The sequence below is a fragment of the Brevundimonas sp. FV1ye4L genome (assembly GCF_058681255.1).
Genome location: NZ_CM178734.1, coordinates 355,785 through 374,339 on the forward strand (window position 1 = coordinate 355,785; position 18,555 = coordinate 374,339).

17 protein-coding genes are annotated in these 18,555 nt (G+C 66.3%); 10 read left to right on the forward strand and 7 right to left on the reverse strand.

Annotated elements, in window-relative coordinates; all coding sequences use genetic code 11:
• Positions 1-28 precede the first annotated feature (28 nt).
• Together ACW17X_RS01725 and ACW17X_RS01730 are read right to left on the reverse strand one after the other, a co-directional pair.
• The gene (locus tag ACW17X_RS01725) at positions 29-1,387 is read right to left on the reverse strand and encodes a PAS domain S-box protein (RefSeq protein WP_492099299.1); all 1,359 of its coding nucleotides are present in this window, start codon (positions 1,385-1,387) and stop codon (positions 29-31) included.
• A gap of 300 nt (positions 1,388-1,687) precedes the next feature.
• The gene (locus ACW17X_RS01730) at positions 1,688-2,488 is read right to left on the reverse strand and encodes a DUF4198 domain-containing protein (RefSeq protein ID WP_492099301.1); all 801 of its coding nucleotides are present in this window, start codon (positions 2,486-2,488) and stop codon (positions 1,688-1,690) included.
• A gap of 129 nt (positions 2,489-2,617) precedes the next feature.
• On the opposite strand from ACW17X_RS01730, the gene ACW17X_RS01735 reads away from it, so the two are divergent.
• A complete protein-coding gene (locus ACW17X_RS01735) occupies positions 2,618-3,319 on the forward strand; it encodes an AIM24 family protein (RefSeq protein WP_492099302.1) in 702 nt (233 codons plus the stop codon).
• Between the two features lie 6 nt (positions 3,320-3,325).
• On the opposite strand, the gene ACW17X_RS01740 is transcribed toward ACW17X_RS01735, so the two are convergent.
• Positions 3,326-3,721, reverse strand: a complete 396-nt coding sequence (locus ACW17X_RS01740; RefSeq protein ID WP_492099304.1) for a hypothetical protein — start codon at positions 3,719-3,721, stop codon at positions 3,326-3,328.
• A gap of 60 nt (positions 3,722-3,781) precedes the next feature.
• Positions 3,782-5,671, reverse strand: coding sequence for an ABC-F family ATP-binding cassette domain-containing protein (locus ACW17X_RS01745; RefSeq protein WP_492099306.1), 1,890 nt, complete (start codon positions 5,669-5,671; stop codon positions 3,782-3,784).
• A gap of 47 nt (positions 5,672-5,718) precedes the next feature.
• Here ACW17X_RS01745 and ACW17X_RS01750 point away from each other — a divergent pair, with 47 nt between their 5' ends.
• The 4 genes from ACW17X_RS01750 (at position 5,719) to ACW17X_RS01765 (ending at position 7,310) form a co-directional block, all read left to right on the forward strand.
• Positions 5,719-6,030 carry a type II toxin-antitoxin system Phd/YefM family antitoxin gene (locus ACW17X_RS01750; protein WP_492099308.1) on the forward strand — a complete coding sequence of 104 codons (312 nt, stop codon included), beginning with the start codon at positions 5,719-5,721 and terminating at the stop codon, positions 6,028-6,030.
• Positions 6,027-6,449, forward strand: a complete 423-nt coding sequence (locus ACW17X_RS01755; RefSeq protein WP_492099310.1) for a type II toxin-antitoxin system VapC family toxin — start codon at positions 6,027-6,029, stop codon at positions 6,447-6,449. The genes ACW17X_RS01750 and ACW17X_RS01755 overlap by 4 nt, the downstream gene beginning before the upstream one ends.
• Before the next feature lie 75 nt (positions 6,450-6,524).
• Positions 6,525-6,944, forward strand: a complete 420-nt coding sequence (ndk, locus tag ACW17X_RS01760; RefSeq protein ID WP_492099312.1) for a nucleoside-diphosphate kinase — start codon at positions 6,525-6,527, stop codon at positions 6,942-6,944.
• A gap of 165 nt (positions 6,945-7,109) precedes the next feature.
• On the forward strand, positions 7,110-7,310 hold the full coding sequence (locus ACW17X_RS01765) for a YMGG-like glycine zipper-containing protein (protein WP_492087258.1): 201 nt from the start codon (positions 7,110-7,112) through the stop codon (positions 7,308-7,310).
• 92 nt (positions 7,311-7,402) lie between these two features.
• Here the strand turns inward: ACW17X_RS01765 and ACW17X_RS01770 are convergent, their stop codons facing one another.
• On the reverse strand, positions 7,403-9,451 hold the full coding sequence (locus tag ACW17X_RS01770; protein WP_492099314.1) for a M13 family metallopeptidase: 2,049 nt from the start codon (positions 9,449-9,451) through the stop codon (positions 7,403-7,405).
• 245 nt (positions 9,452-9,696) lie between these two features.
• On the opposite strand from ACW17X_RS01770, the gene proS reads away from it, so the two are divergent.
• The 3 genes from proS to ACW17X_RS01785 are packed head-to-tail and all read left to right on the forward strand — an operon-like array spanning position 9,697 to position 12,990.
• A complete protein-coding gene (proS, locus tag ACW17X_RS01775) occupies positions 9,697-11,013 on the forward strand; it encodes a proline--tRNA ligase (RefSeq protein ID WP_154725278.1) in 1,317 nt (438 codons plus the stop codon).
• The gene (locus ACW17X_RS01780) at positions 11,010-12,296 is read left to right on the forward strand and encodes a lipoprotein-releasing ABC transporter permease subunit (protein WP_492099317.1); all 1,287 of its coding nucleotides are present in this window, start codon (positions 11,010-11,012) and stop codon (positions 12,294-12,296) included. Before proS ends, ACW17X_RS01780 begins: the two co-directional genes overlap by 4 nt.
• The gene (locus ACW17X_RS01785; RefSeq protein ID WP_492099319.1) at positions 12,289-12,990 is read left to right on the forward strand and encodes an ABC transporter ATP-binding protein; all 702 of its coding nucleotides are present in this window, start codon (positions 12,289-12,291) and stop codon (positions 12,988-12,990) included. The genes ACW17X_RS01780 and ACW17X_RS01785 overlap by 8 nt, the downstream gene beginning before the upstream one ends.
• 27 nt (positions 12,991-13,017) lie before the next feature.
• Here ACW17X_RS01785 and msrA read toward each other — a convergent pair whose 3' ends face one another.
• The gene (gene msrA, locus ACW17X_RS01790) at positions 13,018-13,635 is read right to left on the reverse strand and encodes a peptide-methionine (S)-S-oxide reductase MsrA (protein ID WP_492099321.1); all 618 of its coding nucleotides are present in this window, start codon (positions 13,633-13,635) and stop codon (positions 13,018-13,020) included.
• A gap of 365 nt (positions 13,636-14,000) precedes the next feature.
• Here msrA and dnaE point away from each other — a divergent pair, with 365 nt between their 5' ends.
• Positions 14,001-17,459 (forward strand): DNA polymerase III subunit alpha, encoded by a 3,459-nt coding sequence (dnaE, locus tag ACW17X_RS01795; protein ID WP_492099323.1) that lies wholly within the window; start codon positions 14,001-14,003, stop codon positions 17,457-17,459.
• Positions 17,459-17,950 (forward strand): DUF3224 domain-containing protein, encoded by a 492-nt coding sequence (locus tag ACW17X_RS01800; RefSeq protein WP_492099325.1) that lies wholly within the window; start codon positions 17,459-17,461, stop codon positions 17,948-17,950. The genes dnaE and ACW17X_RS01800 overlap by 1 nt, the downstream gene beginning before the upstream one ends.
• A 6-nt stretch (positions 17,951-17,956) precedes the next feature.
• Here ACW17X_RS01800 and ACW17X_RS01805 read toward each other — a convergent pair whose 3' ends face one another.
• Positions 17,957-18,514, reverse strand: a complete 558-nt coding sequence (locus ACW17X_RS01805; RefSeq protein WP_492099327.1) for a M23 family metallopeptidase — start codon at positions 18,512-18,514, stop codon at positions 17,957-17,959.
• Between the last annotated feature and the right edge of the window lie 41 nt (positions 18,515-18,555).

Sequence of the window (18,555 nt, forward strand, 5' to 3'; positions counted from 1 at the left end):
CCTCCGCTCTCGACCGGAAGGCGCGCGTTCAGGCCGGCGTTTGCAGCGGGTCGAGTGGGAAGACGACTTCGACGATCAGCCCGTCGGTCGCCCACTGGCGGGTCAGCGCGCCGCCTAGCTGACGGACCACGCTGGCCTTCAGGGAGGATCCGAAGCCTTCTCGGGTCGGCGGAACAACCGTGGGGCCGCCGGTTTCGCGCCACTGGAGCGTCACCTGACCTTCCTTCAGCGTCCAGGTCACCGAGACACGGCCGCCGCCATTGCTGCAGGCTCCGTATTTGTTGGCGTTGGTCGCCAGTTCGTGGAGCAGCATGCTGAGGGGCTGGACCTGTTCGGGCGAAAGCCCGATCTCGGGCCCCTGCGTATCCACGGTGTCCCTGGGGCAAAGGGCTTCCAGCTCTTCCCTGACCACATCCTCCAGCCGGCCGCCTTCCCAACGCCGACTGGCCAGGGAGGTCTGAGCGCGCGCGAGGGCGCCGATCCGCCCGGCGAGGACGTCCCTGTAGGTTTCGACATCGTCGGCGCGGGTCAGTCGCGTGAGCGACTGGACGATGGACAGAACATTGCGCGCCCTGTGATCGACCTCGTTCATCAGCAACTGGCGAGCTTCCTCGCTGCGCCTTTGTTCGCTGATGTCACGCGCTTCGATGACGGTGCCGACCACCTTCGCCTCGCCGTCGTAAATCGGGCTGGCGGTGAAGGCGACGGGATAGAAGGAGCCGTCCTTGTGAACAAAAATCTCCTCGCCCTGTATCCCGGCCTTCTTCGGAAAGGCGCGGTCAATGGCGCACTCCGAAATGGGGAAGGGCGAGCCGTCCGGATAGGTGTGATGGATCACATCGTGGAGGGGACGTCCGGTCGTTTCTTTGAAGGCGTAGCCTGTGAGTTTCTCCGCCGCCCTGTTCATGAATACACAGTGCTGTCGCTCATCCATGAGGAAGACAGCCATGGTCGTATTGCTCAATATTACATCAAGCCGGGTGGCTGTTTCTCGTAGCGCAGCTTCAACGCGCTGATAATCTGTCGTGTCTTTTATAGCGGCATAGAAGACTGCGTCATCGCCGTCGTCGAATAGCTGAAGCTTGACGGACACATTGTATGTGCTGCCGTCCTTGCGCATGTGGACGGTGTCGAAGTCAAGTCTGTCGATCTTGCCGGATTGGAGTGGTTTGATCAGGGTCAGGAAATCAGAACGACTGATGTTTGGCTTGATATCCCAAGGAGTCAGCCGAGAGATTTCTTCAGCGCTATAGCCGAGATTGTCACGTGCGCCCTTGTTTACAAGCCGAAATAAGAAGTCATTTGCACCAAATATATAAACTTCGCTTGCAGCTTCTTCGACGATCCGCCCTAAGCGCTCGCTGGTCATACCGGTAGTTTTGTTCATGACCATCTGCTTCCAACGGGCGTACGACCGTAGATAGTCGCTCGATCCGTGGCAATGGGCTGATGCGATCAGCAATGGTCAAGCTTTCATCTAAAGCCGGTGATCAAGAGAAGGGAAAATAAGCTCCTCGGCGAAATGGAAGGCCCCCGCGCGGACGCGTCTGTTCACCCACCGAGAGGAGACGGCGATGGCGAAGCGTGCGTGGGTGTTCTGGGCCGGGAGCGTCGGCGGTTCGGGCGCGTCCGCCGGCTATTTTGACTGGAGCCGCGCCTAGCTAAAAGCCAGGCGCGGCCCGCCGCCTCACCCCGCGTCGGCGATGAAGGTCAGGGTGTGGGTGTAGCTGCGGTAGGGGGTGGGGGCGCCGGCCGGGGCGGCGGTGCGATGGCGGACCTGGGTCATATAGGCGCCGGGCGCTGAGACGCGCAGGGTCAGGACCCCCGAGGCGTCGGTGGCGGTTTCGGCCTCGACCTTCTTGCCGTCGTATTGGCCGGCTTCGCGGAAGACGGTGACGGGGGTGTTGGCCAGGGGCTGGCCGTCGAACAGCAGGCGGAAGCTTGCGTCCTCGCCGGCGACGATCTCGTTCGGCTGGATCAGGGGTTGGAGTTCGAGACCCTGGCCGGTGGGCTTGAGCGCCGCCTCGTCGGGGGCGCCGCGCACCACATAGACCTCGGCGACGGTGATGCTTTGCACATCGACCAGTCCCGCGCCGGGCGGAGGCGGCGTGTCTTCCTCGCCGACCATCTTCCAGCCGGAGGGGGTGTTGTACATCTTGGCCGCGCGGCCGGCGCGGGGGCCGGACGACAGGCGGTAGAGGCCGTCCACCGGCGTCGGCGCCTCGAACACCGCCAGGTCGCGCAGATAGGTGACGGCGCTGATCGGCGTGGCGCCATTGGGGCCGACCACGTGGAAGCTGTCGGAGCGCATGACCACCTCGGCGTTGAAGACGTCTTCGGTGAAGCTGGCTTCGACGGTCACATGGTCGCGCCGACCGGCGTCGAACAGGTTCGGCCGCAGATAGGGGGAGTGGGCCTGGGCCGCCCCGGCGCTCCAGACCGCTAGGATGGAGGCCAGCAGGCCGGCGTGGATGGTGGGTCGAGTCATGGGGGCGTCCTCCGCTTTCGGGCGGGGAGATTATAAGATTGAGAGTCGTTTGCAATTCATTTCAACTTGCACGACCGGGGCGTGCGCGGGCAGGCTTGGGGTTCAGACATCCCCGCTTTTGAGGTTCCCATGCCCGTCAAGACCGTCGCCGAGTTCGTCGCCGCCTATAGGGAGAAGGACGTCAGCCCCGAAGCCTTCGAACTGGAGAACCCCTATCTGCTGGAGGTGCGGCTGAACGGGTCGGTCTGGGCCAAGTCCGGGGCCATGGTGGCGCGGACCGGTCAGGTGAAGTTCACGCGTCAGGGCCTGATGGAGCAGGGCCTCGGCAATCTGCTGAAAAAGGCGGTCAGCGGCGAAGGCATGGTGCTGATGAAGATGGAGGGCCAGGGGCGGGTCTATCTGGCCGACAAGGGCAAGAAGATCACCCTGCTGCGGCTGGAGAATGATACCATCTTCGCCAACGGCAATGACGTACTGGCGCTGGAGACCGGCGTCAGCAACCAGATCACCATGATGAAGCGGGTCGCGGGCATGATGTCCGGCGGCCTGTTCAATGTGAAGCTGAGCGGCAGCGGCATCGTGGCCATCACCTCCCACTATGATCCGCTGATCCTCAAAGTCAGCGCGGTCACCGGGCCGGTATTCACTGATCCGAACGCCACCGTGGCCTGGTCGGGAAGCCTGTCGCCGGAGATCGCCACCGACATCTCGTTCAAGACCCTGATGGGCCGGGGTTCGGGCGAGAGCATTCAGCTCAAGTTCGCCGGCGAGGGCTGGATCGTGGTCCAGCCCTATGAGGAAACCTATATGCAGGCCAGCAGCGGGGGCTGACGGGCGTCAGGGTGTGAGGGGCGAAACCTCCAGGCTGAGCCTGTAGTCCGTGCCGCCGATCACCATTTTGGCCTGTCCGTTGCGCCGCAAGGTCAATGTTGGGGCTGACTTCATATGGTCGCCATGGTCGATGTTGAGAAACAGGCCGAGGTCTGCGTCCGTCTCATTCTCCGCCTGCACGACCAACTCAGCGTTCAGGAGGAAGAAGGCGTCGTTCCCGTCGGACACCGAAATTTCCGCCTGTCCCTCTTCGCTGATCAGGGTGCGGGCGGCGACCGTCTCGACGCCTTCGCTGATGACCGAGACCTCGATCGCGTAACGAGCGGTCGAAGGAGCGGCGTCGGCGGGCGCGTCGGCGGGCGCGGCGGCGGTGCCGAGAATGGCGAGAAGTGCGGCGAGCATGAGCGATTCCCCCTGGATGTCGAAGGGGATTTGGGCATGGCCTCACGTTGAGGTCAATAACTACGCCACCTCGGCGAGCGCCTCTTCCGCAGCGACCCAGGCGACTTCGGCGGCGTCCAGGTCGGCTTGCGTTTTGGCGCGGGCGCGGGTCAGACCTTCCAGGGCCTTGGGGTTGTTGATTGAGGCGGTGGCCATGTCGTCGTCGATGCGGGCGATCTCGGCGGTCAGGCGCACCATGGTCTCCTCCGCCTTCTTCACCGCGTGACGCAGGGTCGAGGGCGAAGGCCCTGATTTGCGGTCGTTCTTCTTGCCCTTGTTGTTCTGGGCGGCGGGAGCGGCGGCGGCCTCTTCCTTCTTGATCTGGCTGGGCTTGGCGATGGCCTGTTTGGCGCGGTCCAGGACGAATTTGGCGTAGTCGTCCATGTCGCCGTCGAACGGCTTGACCGTGCCGTCGGCGGCCAGCCACAGCCGGTCCGCGACCATCTCCATCAGCGAGCGGTCGTGGGTTATCAGGATGACGGCGCCGGAATAGTCGTTCAGCGCGTCGAGCAGAGCCCGGCGGCTGTCGATGTCCAGGTGGTTGGTCGGTTCGTCGAGGATCAGGACGTGGGGCGCGTCCATCGCCACCATGTTCAGCAGTAGGCGGGCGCGTTCGCCGCCCGACAGGCTGTCGACCGTGGTTTCCTGCTTCTCATAGCCCAGGCCGAACTGGGCCAGTTTGGAGCGGCGGGCGCTTTCGGGGGCGTCCGGCATGGCGCGGCGGATGATCTCCAGCGGCGTGTCGGTGGGGTCCATAGCTTCGATCTGGTGCTGGTGGAACCAGCCCACGCGCATCTTGCGGTCGCGGTGCAGTTCGCCCTCGGACACGTCCAGGGCGCCGGCGATCATCTTGGCGAAGGTGGACTTGCCGGCGCCGTTGACGCCCAGCAGACCAATCCGGTCATCCAGGTCCATCCGCAGGTTCAGATTACGCAGGATCGGCTTGCCGACGTCATAGCCGACATTGGCCCGTTCCAGCCGGATCAGCGGCGGGGCCAGGGGGCGCGGCGGCGAGGGCAGGGTGAAGGGAGCGACCCGTTCCTCGATCGTGGTGGCGACAGGCTGCATCTTCTCCAGCCGCTTCATCCGCGACTGGGCCTGGGCGGCCTTGGAGGCCTTGGCCTTGAATCGGTCCACGAAGGCCTGGAGGTGGGCGCGTTCGGCGTCCTGCTTGGCCTTGGCCGACAGCTGCAGCCGGGCCTTCTCGGCGCGGGCCTTTTCGAAGGCGTCGTAGTTGCCGGTGTAGAGGGTCAGGGTGTGGTTCGCGAGGTGCAGGATATGGGTGCAGACCTCGTTCAGCATCTCGCGGTCGTGGGAGATGATCAGGGCAGTGTGCGGATATTTCTTCAGCCGCGCCTCAAGCCACAGGGCGCCTTCCAGGTCGAGGTAGTTGGTCGGTTCGTCGAGCAGCAGCATGTCCGGCTCGGCGAACAGGGCGGCGGCCAGGGCGACGCGCATGCGCCAGCCGCCCGAGAACTCGGACATGGGCCGGGCCTGATTCTCCTGGTCGAAGCCCAGGCCGACCAGGATTTCGGCGGCGCGCGCCGGGGCGGCGTCGGCGTCGATTTCTATCAGGCGCGACCAGATCTCGCCCATCTCTTCCGGCTCGGCGGTCTCCAGCCGGCCGAGCAGGGTGTGGCGTTCGACGTCGGCCTCAAGGATGGTGTCGATGACGCTGACGGGGGTGGCCGGGTGTTCCTGGTCGACCGAGCCGATGCGGGCGGTCTTGGGCAGGCTGATCTCGTCGCCGGCGGCGTGAAGCTCGCCCAGGATCAGTTTGAACAGGGTCGACTTGCCGATGCCGTTGCGGCCGACCAGGCCGACCTTGGAGCCCGGCGGCAGGCTGACGGAGGCGTCCACTAGGAATTTGCGGCCCCAGGCGTTGAAGGTCAGGTCGGTGATCTGGAGCATGGGAGGCGCAATGGACTTTCTGACCGGTCATCTCTATATGACCAGTCATGACGTATGATCTTGTAAGCGGCGAGGTCGTCATAACGGCCACGGAGTTCAAGGCCAAGTGCCTGGACCTGCTGGATCGCGTGAACTCGGGCGAGATCCGCAGGGTTCGCATCACCAAACGCGGCAAGGAGGTGGCGGTTGTCAGGTCTCCTGACCACCCGACAGAGAAGCCGTGGGACCCCAACAGCATCTTCGGCGGTATGAAGGGCACAGTGATTATACCCGAGGGGTTGGACATCGATGGTCCGATCTACGACCCCGCCATCCACGGGGTGTGCGACCCGGAGCGTGGTCTGTGGGATGAAGGATGAGCGGCGTCCTTCTGGACACGAACGCCTTCATCCGCATGGTTCTTGGAGCTTCGATCCGTCAAGAGGCGCGCGACGTCATCGCCAAGGCGGCGCAAGCCGACGACCTCTGGATTTCTTCGGTCTCGGCCTGGGAAATCGGCATGCTGGCGACCGCGACCCGAACGGGGCGCGTGCTGCAGATTACCGGAGATCCTGTCGTCTGGTTCGAAGCGGCGAGGTCCAGCGCAAGTGCGCAGGCTTTGCCTCTTTCGACGGCGGCGGCGATCACCGCCGCAAGTCTGCCTGCACCGTTTCACAAGGATCCTGCTGACAGATTGCTGGTGTCGCAGGCTCGGGTAGACGATCTCGTCGTCGTGACCCGCGACCGCGCTATTCTGGACTACGGCGCCGCCGGTCACGTGCGGGCCATCGCCTGCTGAAAGACGGCTTGGCGCGGGGGCGGGGCGTCGCTATAAGCCCGCGACCTTAATCTCCCTAACAAGAAGTCAATTCCCATGACCGAACGCACCTTCTCGATCATCAAGCCCGACGCGACCCGCCGCAATCTGACCGGCGCGATCAACGCCGTGATCGAAGGCGCCGGCCTGCGCATCGTGGCCCAGCGCCGCGTCAAGCTGTCGACCGACCAGGCCAAGAAATTCTACGAAGTCCACGCCGAACGCCCGTTCTACGGCGAGCTGGTCGAGCAAATGACCGCCGAGCCGGTCGTCGTCCAGGTGCTGGAAGGCGACAACGCCGTCGCCGCCTATCGTGAAGTCATGGGCGCCACCAACCCGGAACAAGCCGCTGAAGGCACGATCCGGAAGCAATTCGCCCTGTCGATCGGCGAAAACTCGGTCCACGGCTCGGACAGCCAGGACAACGCCAAGCTCGAGATCGCCCAGTTCTTCACCGATGACCAAATCGTCGGCTAAGGCGCTCAAGCCGCGAGGGACCGCGTCCCAAGCGTAGCGCAAAGTCAGCGCTCAAGTCGCGTTCCGCAGTTCGCAACAGCGACTGAGACATTAAGGCCCGCGTCCGGAACCGGACGCGGGCCTTTTCGTTGGGTCAGTCTCGTCTCAGTCCCCCGGAGTAGCCTTATGAAAATCCTGCTGAAACTGACCCCCGTCATCGGCGCCGTGGCCCTGCTGGCCGCCTGTGGCCAGACCATGGAACAGCGCGCCGCCACCGGCGCCCTGGGCGGCGCTGTCGCCGGCCAGGTCGTGGGCGGCAACACCGGCTCGACCGTCGCCGGCGCCGCCATCGGCGCTGTCGCCGGTGCAGCCACCACGCCCAAGTAAGACCTTCGGCTTCACGGCTGAAAAGCCCAACGGCTGAAAAGAAAGGCCCGGAGCGATGCTCCGGGCCTTTTTCGTTAGGGCTGTGTGATCGCTTACCAGATGCGGGCGCGGGCCTCGGGGGCGATGTACGCCTTCTGGTCCGGCGAGACGCCGAAGGCCGCGTACCAGGCGTCGATGTTGCGCGGCGAGGTGGCGGCGCGGACCGAACCCGGCGAATGCGGGTCGGTGGTCAGCTGTTCCTTCAGCGCCGCCTCACGCGACTTCTCGCGCCAGACCTGGGCCCAACCCAGGAAGACGCGTTGGTCGCCCGACAGGCCGTCGATCACCGGCGCCGGCTGGCCGTTCAGCGACTTGTGGTAGGCGTCCAGCGCCAGCAGCAGGCCGCCCAGGTCGGCGATGTTCTCGCCCATGGTCAGGTCGCCGTTGACGTGAACGCCGGGCAGGGGCTCCAGGCTGTTGTAGATGTCGCCCAGCACCTTGGCGCGCGCCTCGAACCGGGCGGCGTCTTCCGGCGTCCACCAGTCGCGCAGCACGCCGTCGCCGTCGGACTTGCGGCCCTGGTCGTCGAAGCCGTGGGTGATCTCGTGGCCGATGACCGCGCCGATGCCGCCGTAGTTGACGGCCGGGTCCGCGTTCGGATCGAAGAAGGGCGCCTGCAGGATGGCGGCCGGGAAGACGATCTCGTTGCGCGGCGGGTTGTAATAGGCGTTCACCGTCTGGGGCGTCATGCCCCATTCCAGCGGATCGACCGGCTTGCCGATCTTGCCGCGCTGATACGCCCACTCGAACGCCGAGGAGCGTTCGACATTGCCGTACAGGTCGCCGGCGGTCAGTTCGAGCCCGTCATAGGACCGCCACTTGTCGGGATAGCCGATCTTCACTCCGAACTTGGACATCTTGTAGAGCGCCTGTTCGCGCGTGGGCTCGCTCATCCAGTCCAGGGTCTTCAGCCGCTCCGTCATGGCGGCGCGGATGTTGTCGACCAGGGTCTCCATCTGGGCCTTGGACGAGGCGGGGAAGTGCAGGCGGACATATTCCTGGGCCAGGACCTCGCCCAGCTGGCCGTCGACCAGGGCCACGCCCCGGTTCCAGCGCGGACGGTTTTCGGGTTGGCCGCGCAGGGTCTTGCCGCGGAACGCGAAGCGGGCGTCGACGAAGGCCTTGGACAGATAGGGGCTGGCCTGATCGACGATCTGGGTGGCTGCCCACGCCTTCAGGGTCTCGATCGGGGTTTCGGCGAAGACCTGGGCGATGCCCGGGAAGGCCGTGTTCTCCATCAGCACCAGGGTGTCGAGGTTCCCCACCTGGGCGCCGTCGAGGAAGGCGGCCCAGTCGAAGCCGGGGGCCAGCGTCGCCAGATCGGCGACCTTGGACGGGTTGTAGAGCTTGTCGATCTGGCGACGCTCGACCGTGGTCCAGTGCTTCTCGGCCACCTTGGTTTCGAAGGCCAGGATGTCGGCGGCGCTCTGGGCCGGGTTGGTCCAGCCGATGGCGGTCAGGGTCTGGGTCAGATAGGCCAGATAGGCGTCGCGCTGGGCGGCGAAGTCCGGCTTCAGATAATAGTCGCGGTCGGGCAGGCCCAGGCCGCCCTGGGCCAGATAGGCGGAGTTGATGTTCGGGTTCTGCAGGTCCTCGAAGACTGCGACGCCGAACAGGGTACCGCCGAAGCCCGAATGGCTGGCGCCCATCAGGCGGGCCATGGCGGCGTGGTCGGTCACGGCCTTCACGGCGGCGAGGTCGGCGGCCATCGGCGCGGCGCCCAGCTGTTCGACGCGGGCCTCGTCCATGAAGCTGGCGTAGAGGGCGCCGACCTTCTGGGCGTTGGCGTTGACCGGATTGGCGGCGCTGGTCTCGATGATCGCCTTCAGCTGGGACTGGGCGTTCTCATAGAGGACGTCGAAGGGGCCGAACCGGGCCTTGTCGGCGGGGATCTCTGTGGTGCTGAGGTAGGTTCCGTTGGCGTATTCGTTGAAGTCGTCGCCCGGCTTGACCGCCGTGTTGCGACCGGCCAGGTCGAAGCCCCACGCGCCGAAGCCAGGCGCGGCATGGGCCCCGTGCGAATGGTCCTGGGCCGAGGCCCCGCCGGTCAGGGCGACGACGATACAGGCCGAGCAGGCGGCCATCAGGCGAATACGTTGCATGAAGAATAAGGTCCCGATTTTGGTCGGCGGCACCTTTGCGCCGGTGCGACGCCCTGTCGCATGAAGTTTTCGTAATCTGGGGACGGAGGGTATGCGCAAAGAGAGAGGGCGTCAGGCGGGATGAGGGCGTGCGACGGTAAGACGGTCGTGGGAGGCGAGGCGCGAATATCCCCAACCCGGCCTAGCTTTCGCCCCGGTCCAGCGGCTAAAGCCTTGGTCTGTCTCTACGCCTAGGATTCCCCATCATGCGCCTGTCGCGCTTTTTCCTGCCCACGCTGAAGGAAGCCCCTTCGGACGCCCAGATTGTCTCGCACCAGCTGATGCTGCGCGCCGGCATGATCAAGCAGGAGGCCGCCGGCATCTACGCCTGGCTGCCGCTAGGCCTGCGGGTGCTGCGCAAGATCGAGCAGATCGTCCGTGAAGAGCAGCAGCGGGCCGGGGCGGTCGAACTGCTGATGCCGACCCTGCAACTGGCCGACCTGTGGCGCGAGAGCGGCCGCTATGACGCCTATGGCCCCGAGATGCTGCGCATCACCGACCGTCACGAGCGCGAGCTGCTTTACGGCCCGACCAATGAGGAGATGATCACCGACATCTTCCGCGCCTATGTGAAGTCCTACAAGTCGCTGCCGCTGAACCTGTTTCACATCCAGTGGAAGTTCCGCGACGAGCGCCGCCCCCGCTTCGGCGTGATGCGCGGCCGCGAGTTCCTGATGAAGGACGCCTATTCCTTCGACGTGGACGAGGCCTCGGCCCGCAAGGCCTATAACCGCATGTTCGTGGCCTATCTGAACACCTTCGCCCGCATGGGCCTGAAAGCCGTGCCGATGCGCGCCGACACCGGCCCGATCGGCGGCGACCTGAGCCATGAGTTCATCGTCCTGGCCGAGACGGGCGAGAGCGCGGTCTTCTGCGACAAGGCCCTGGTCGAAATGCCGGCGCCGGGCGCGGACGTGGACTGGGACGATCTTCAGTCAATCGTTGATCAACGAACCGCGCTCTACGCCGCGACCGAGGAAATGCACGACGAAGCCCGGTTCGAGGCCGAGACCGCCGAGGGCGACCGCCTGTCGGCGCGCGGCATTGAAGTCGGCCACATCTTCTATTTCGGCGAGAAATATTCGGCGCCGATGAAGGCCAAGGTGGCCGGTCCGGACGGCCAGGACGCCAATGTCCATATGGGCAGCTACGGCGTCGGCGTATCGCGCCTGCTGGGCGCCATCATCGAGGCCAGCCACGACGAGGGCGGCATCATCTGGCCCGACGCCGTGGCCCCGTTCGACGTGGTCGTGATCAATCTGCGCGCCAATGACGCCGCCGTCTCCGCCGCCTGCGAGGACGCGGTCGCCCAGCTGGAAAAACTGGGCAAGGACGTGTTGTACGACGACACCGACGAACGGCCGGGCGGCAAGTTCGCCACCGCCGATCTGATCGGCGTGCCCTGGCAGCTGACCATCGGTCCCAAGGGTCTGGCCGACGGCGTGGTCGAGCTGAAGCGCCGCGCCACCGGCGAGAAGGTGTCCGTGCCCCTGGCTGAAGCCATCGAAAGGTTGACTGCTTGAACCTGCCGTCCCGTCCTTCCGGCGCCTTCTCCTCGTGGGAGATCGGCCTGGCCCTCCGCTACCTGCGCGCCAAGCGCAAGGAGGGCGGGGTGGCCACCATCGCGGTGATCAGCTTCATCGGCATCATGCTGGCCGTCGCGGTCCTGATCAGCGTCATGAGCATCATGGCCGGCTTCCGCTCGGAACTGCTGGGCCGGATGCTGTCGTTCAACGGCCATATGTACGTCCAGGGGCCGGTGCTGACGTCGGAAGACCGGGACGCCGCCTTGAAGCGCATCGCCGACGTGCCCGGCGTGGTCAGCGTCACGCCTCTGAACGAGAGCCAGAGCCTGGTCCGGGTCGGCAACTTCACCACGGGCGCCATGGTGCGCGGCGTGCGGCCCCAGGACCTGGCCACCACCAAATACGTCTTTGACAGCCTGACGCCCCAGGAACGGGCCGACTTCGGCAAGGGCGCCTATGGCGGCGACCGCATCCTGATGGGCGCGGCCCTGGCCAACTCCCTGGGCCTGCGGGTCGGCGACCCCGTCACCCTCTATTCCCCGACCGGCGCCGACAGCGCCTTTGGCAATCTGGGCGGTCTGGAAAAGACCTATTTCGTCGGCGGCCTGTTCCGCTCGGGCACGGCCGACTTCGACCGCGCCTTCCTGTTCATGCCGCTGGAGCAGCAGCAGCTGTTCTTCGGCAAGGAGGGGGTCTGGGACGCCATCGAGATCAAGGTTGACGACCCCGACCGGGTCGGTGACCTGACCCCCGCCATCCGCGACGCCGCCGGCCCGGGTTCGGTCATCAGCGACTGGCGCGAGCGCCTGGCCGCCTTCTACGGCGCCCTGCGGGTCGAGCGGGTGGCCATGAGCATCATCCTGGGCCTGGTCGTCGCCATCGCCGCCATGAACATCATCTCCGGCATCGTCATGCTGGTGAAGAACAAGACGCGCGACATCGCCATCCTGCGCACCGTCGGCGCCAGCCCGTCGTCGATCCTGCGCATCTTCTTCATGTCCGGCGCCATGATCGGCGTGGCGGGCACCCTGGCCGGTCTGGCCCTGGGCCTGCTGTTCTGCTGGAACATCGGCGCCATCCAGCACGCCATCGAGGGCCTGCTGGGGGTCCAGTTGTTCAACGCCGACGTCTATCAGCTGGACGCCATCCCGGCCCTGGTCGATCCAATGGACGTGACCTGGGTCGCCCTGCTGTCCTTCAGCATGAGCTGCCTGGCCAGCCTGCCGCCGTCCTGGACGGCCTCTCGCATCGATCCCGTGGAGGCGCTCCGCTATGAGTAGTCCCATTCTGTCGGTGCGCGGCCTGACCCGCACCTATGACACCGCCAACGGCGGCCTGACCGTGCTGAAGGGCGTGGATCTGGACGTCATGCCCGGCGAGATGGTCGGCCTGATCGGCCCCTCGGGCTCCGGCAAGTCCAGCCTGCTGCACGCCGCCGGCCTGCTGGAGAAACCGACCGAGGGCACGGTCGCCATCGACGGCGAGATGGTGGGCGATCTGGACGAGCGCGCCCGCACCCGCCTGCGCTTGTCGCGGATTGGCTTCGTCTATCAGTTCCACCATCTGCTGGCCGAGTTCGACGCCCGCGACAATGTCGCCCTGCCGATGCGGATCGCGGGCATGAGCCTCGCCAAGGCCCGCGCCCAGGCGGAGGAGACGCTGACGACTCTGGGCCTGGGCGAACGCCTGACCCACCAGCCGGCCCAGCTGTCGGGCGGCGAGAAACAACGCGTCGCCATCGCCCGGTCCCTGGCCAACAAGCCCCGCCTGCTGCTGGCCGACGAACCGACCGGCAACCTCGACCCGACCACCAGCCAGTCTGTGTTCGAATCCCTGCGCGACCTGGCCAAGACCACGGGCGTCGCCGCCCTGATCGCCACCCACAATATGGAACTTGCCGGCCACATGGACCGCGTCTTCGCCCTGAAGGACGGCCATCTGGAAGAGCGGGCGGCCCAAAGCCAGGCCTACTGAGCCAGGCCTACGGAAGGCCCGCCTGCGTCACCCCACGGCCGCATCGCCCCAGATGGCGCGCAGCTGTTGGGGGCGGCGGCAGCCCTGGCGGTAGGCTTCGTAGTGGGCGTGGTGGCGCCGGGCGTAGTCCTGGTGCTCCGCCCCGGCGGGCCAGAACCTCTGAGCGCCGACGACAGGAGTGGTGAAGCTCTTGCCCAGCACGCGCATCGCCGCATCGCGTGACGCGACCGCTGCCGCCCGCTGATCCGCTGTGGCGAACACGGCCGTCCTGTACGACGGCCCCTGATCGCAGAACTGTCCGTCCGGATCGGTCGGATCGATGGTGCGCCAATAGCGGTCGACCAGGGCGCGATAGCTGACGACGCGCGGATCGAAGGTCACCTGGACCGCCTCCATATGGCCGGTCCCGCCGCGCACCACCTGCTCATAGGTCGGGTTAACCGTCTGGCCGCCGACGAAGCCCGACACAGCCGAACGGACGCCGGGCAGGCCGTCGAACGCCTTTTCCTCGGACCAGAAACAGCCGCCGGCGAAGACGGCGGTTTGGGTGGCGGGCGGGTTCTGCGCGTCGGCGGCGCCCAGCGGCGACAGGCCGGCGATCAGCGACAGGGCCAGGGCGGCGGCGAAGGTGCGGGTCTTGGGCATGGGACATCTCCCTTTCTGCAAAGCCCATACGACGCGCCGGGGCGATTGGTTTCAACCCCGCCCGCCTGGGGCTAAGAGCGGGGGTTGACGAGAACAATGAGAGAACATAGAACAAGTCAGGAACATTGATCGACCTGGGGATAAGACCATGCCGCGTTTGATGAGAGATCTGCTGTCGCTTGCATCGTGCGGCGGCTTCGTCTGGATGGCCTGGCAGGCGGCCCTGATGGTCACCTCGGTCTGACAGGCAGGCATTTGGCACGTTTGGCGCCTTGTCACCCTGTTTTAGCGCCAAGGCGCTGGGCGCCATTGGTGCGTTGACCGAGTCGGGGTCTTATCTGCATTCAAGCTGAAGGAGTGGACGGGTGAGCGCGGCAGAAGGTCAGGGTTTCGTCCATCTGCGGGTCCGCTCGGCCTATTCGCTGCTGGAAGGCGCGATCAAGGCGGGCAAGCTGGGCAAGCTGGCGGCGGACGCCGGCATTCCGGCCGTAGCCATCGCCGACCGGTCCAATCTGTTCGGCGCGCTTGAGTTCAGCCAGTACACCAAGGACGCAGGCGTCCAGCCGATCGTCGCCTGCGCGCTTCCGGTATTGGGCATCGGCGGCCAGCAGGCCGTCCGCTGGGCCAAGACCCCGACCGTAGTTCTGCTGGCCCAGAACGAGGCGGGCTGGCGAAACCTGTGCGCCCTGTCGTCCTCGGCCTATCTGGACGCGGGGGAGATGGCAGAGCCCGGCGTGGCCTGGAGCCTGATCGAGGCGCGGTCCGAAGGCCTGATCCTGTTGTCGGGTGGACCGGACGGCCCGGTCGATCCCCTGTTCGCTCAAGGCAAGACGACGGAGGCGGCGGCCGCCCTGGCGACGATGAAATCCGTCTTCGGCGACCGCTTCTATGTCGAGCTTCAGCGCCACGGCCTGGACGACGAGCGGCGGGCCGAGCCGGGTCTGGTCGAATGGGCCTATGCCAACGACGTCCCCCTGGTCGCCACCAACGACGTCTATTACGCCAAGGCGGCCCAGGCGAAGTCCCACGACGCCCTGCTGTGCATCGCCGACGGCGCCTTCACCGGCCAGGAAGACCGCCGCCGCATCACCGGGGAACACTGGTTCAAGTCGGCCGAGGCCATGCGGACCCTGTTCGCCGACCTGCCCGAGGCCTGCGACAACACCATCGACATCGCCCGGCGCTGCGCTTTCCTGGTCAAGACTCACGCGCCCATCCTCCCGCGCTTCGACACCGGGGCGGGGCGGTCCGAGGCCGACGAACTGGCCCACCAGGCGCGCGAGGGATTGAAGGTCCGCCTGAGCCAGATCACGCCCGCCGTGTCGGTCGAGGAATACTGGAGCCGGCTGGAGTGGGAGGTCGGCATCATCCAGCAGATGGGCTTCCCCGGCTATTTCCTGATCGTGTCGGACTTCATCAAATGGGCCAAGGAGCACGGCATTCCGGTGGGGCCGGGGCGGGGCTCCGGGGCCGGGTCGCTGGTCGCCTGGTCCCTGACCATCACCGATCTGGATCCGCTGCGGTTCGGCCTGCTGTTTGAGCGGTTCCTGAACCCCGAACGGGTCTCCATGCCCGACTTCGACATCGACTTCTGCCAGGAGCGGCGCGAAGAGGTGATCGACTATGTCCAGGCCCACTACGGTAAGGACCGGGTCGCCCAGATCATCACCTTCGGCACCCTGCAGGCGCGCGCCGTGCTGCGCGACGTCGGCCGGGTGTTGCAGATGCCGCTGGGCCAGGTGGACCGGCTCTGCAAGATGGTGCCGAACAACCCGGCCGCCCCGGTCACCCTGGCCCAGGCCATCGACCTTGAGCCGCGCCTGAAGGAGGCGAGGGACGCCGAGCCGGCGGTCCGCACCCTGCTGGAAACTGCGCTGGAACTTGAGGGGCTGTACCGCAACGCCTCGACCCACGCGGCCGGCATCGTCATCGGCGATCGGCCCCTGGTCGAACTGGTGCCCCTGTACCAGGATCCGCGCTCCACCATTCCGGCCTCCCAGTTCAACATGAAATGGGTCGAGCCGGCGGGTCTGGTGAAGTTCGACTTCCTGGGCCTGAAGACCCTGACCGTGCTGGACCGGGCGCGCGGCTATCTGGAGCGGCGCGGCGCGGCGCCGGACTGGAGCGGCCTGCCGCTGGACGACGCCCGCACCTATGAACTGATGGCCTCTGGCCAGACGGTCGGGGTGTTCCAGCTGGAATCCCAGGGCATGCGCGACACCCTGCGCAAGATGCGCTGCGGCTCCATTGAGGAGATCACCGCTCTGATCTCGCTGTATCGGCCGGGGCCGATGGAGATGATCGACACCTATATCGACCGGAAGTTCGGCCGGGCCGAGGTCGATTATCTGCACCCCAGCCTGAAAGAGGTGCTGACCGAGACCTACGGCGTCATCATCTACCAGGAACAGGTGATGAAGATCGCCCAGATCCTGGCGGGCTACAGCCTGGGCGAGGCCGACCTGCTGCGTCGCGCCATGGGCAAGAAGAAGAAGGAGGAGATGGACTTCCAGCGGGCGCGCTTCGTCAAGGGCGCCCTGGAGAAGACCGTCCCCGAGACCCAGTCCGGCTCGATCTTCGACCTGGTGGCCAAGTTCGCCGGCTATGGTTTCAACAAGTCGCACGCCGCCGCCTATGCGCTGATCTCGTTCCAGACCGGCTGGCTGAAGGCCAATCATCCGGTCGAATTCTTCGCGGCGTCCATGAGCCTGGACCTGTCGAACACCGACAAGCTGGCGGTCTTCTATCAGGACGCCAAACGCTTCGACGTGCCGGTGCTTCCGCCCGATCTGAACCGGTCCTCGGCTGACTTCGACGTGGCCTGGGACGACAGCCGGGGTTCGGTCCTCTACGCCCTGGGCGCGATCCGCAACGTGGGTCTCGAGGCGATGCGTCACGTGATCGAGGTGCGCCAGACCGGCGGCCGGTTCGCCGACATCTTCGACTTCCTCGAGCGGGTCGATCCCCGCAGCGTCAACAAGCGTGCGCTGGAAGGCCTGGCCAAGGCCGGGGCCTTCGACAGCATCCACCCCAACCGTCGCCAGCTGGTCGAACAGGCCGACGTCCTGATGGCCTATTGCCAGAGCGTGGCGGCCGAGCGCGCCTCGTCCCAGGTCTCCCTGTTCGGCGGCGATCAGGCCCATGTGGGGCGGCCCCGCCTGAAGAGCGTCGAACCCTGGGTCGGGCCGGAACGTCTGGACCATGAACTCTCCGCGGTCGGCTTCTATCTGTCGGGCCACCCGCTGGACGAGATGACCTCGGCCCTGAAACGCAAGCGCGTCACCTTCGTCGCCGAGGCCATCCCCTTGGCGGAGTCGGGCCACGAGGCCTTCCAGATGGCCGGGGTGGTGCGCCGCAAACAGGAACGCGCCAGCGCCCGCACCGGCGAGAAGTTCGCCTTCGTCACCTTCTCGGACCCGACCGGCGAGTTCGAATGCCTGTTCCCGCCCGAACAGCTGCGCAAATGCCGCGAGGTGCTGGAGCCCGGCGCCTCGGTCATGGTGCGGGTCCGCGCCAAGGCGTCCGAGGGCGAGGTGCGGTTCTTCGGCGACGACGCCAGCCAGATGGACAATCTGCTGGACGACGCCAACATCGGCCTGCGTATCCACGTCTCGGCCCGCACCGCCGACGCCGACGCCCTGAAGGCCCGTCTGGAGCGGGCGCGTTCGGGCGCCATCGGCAAGGGCGGCGAGGTGTCGCTGATCGCCTCGCTGGAGGGGCTTCAGGAGGTCGAGGTCAAATTGCCCGGCCGTTACCGGCTCGACGGCGCCCTGCGTGGCGCGCTGAAGTCGGCCCCGGGCGTGCTGATGTTGGAGGAGGCCTGATGATCGCCCTCATCCTGACCGCCGCCCTCTTGTCCGCTGCCTCCGATCCCGCCCCCATCGCGACCGCGGCCGCGCCCGCCGTCAGGAGCCCCGCCATGTCCCACGCCGTCGGAACCTTCGACGTCCAGATCACGCCCGTCGAGCCAGACCCGGACGCGCCCGCCGGCGCCCCGGGCCGCATGCTGCTGGCCAAGACCTTCCACGGCGCGTTTGAAGGCAGCGGCGCCGGCGAGATGCTGGGCCTCTTGGCCGGCGGATCGGGCGCCTATGTCGCCATGGAGCGGGTGACGGGCGTGCTGGACGGCCGCCGTGGGGCCTTCGCCATGGTCCATCGCGGCGTGATGGACGCCGGCGCGCAGGACCTCCTGATCACCATCGTCCCCGGCTCGGGCGAGGGTGAACTGGCCGGGATCAGCGGCGTCTTCCATCTGACCATTGCCGAGGGCGAACACCGCTACGACCTGGAATACAGCCTGCCCGACGCCCCTTGACGGGGATCAGGCCTCGCCGGGGGTGTTCAACAGCCGTCCATAACTGTCCACCAGGCTGGTATAGACCGGCACGAAGATCACCGCCGTCGACCCGCCCGAGGTCACCGGCGCCTTGATCTCGAAGTGCAGATGGATCGTCGTCGCGTTCCCGCCGAAGTCGGCCGAGACCGTGCCGATCTTCTGCCCCCGGGTCACGGCCTGCCCCTCATGGATCAGGGCCCGGACCCCAGGCATGTCCATGTGCAGATAGCGATAGATCCGGCCGCTGGCCCCCTGGATGAAGACAGTATAGCTGCCGATGGAGGTCACCGTACCGGACTCGGCCGCGACCACGGCGTGCACCTTCTTCACACAGGTCGAGGGCCGAATATCCTGCCCCTGGTGCCCCTTGCCGCTGGGACACATTCCGTTGGTCCAGGACCGGCTTTCGCAGAAGTTGTCCCGCCAGGGATAGGCGTAGTTCCGACTATCGCACTGCCCGCCCTCGCCCGGCGCATGATAGCCGCCGTAGCCGTAGACCTGGGAGTTGGCGAAGGCCGGCGCCGCCTCGATGGGAAACCGCATGCCCGGCGCCCAAACAGTCACGTCCGTCGCCCCGGCCCCAG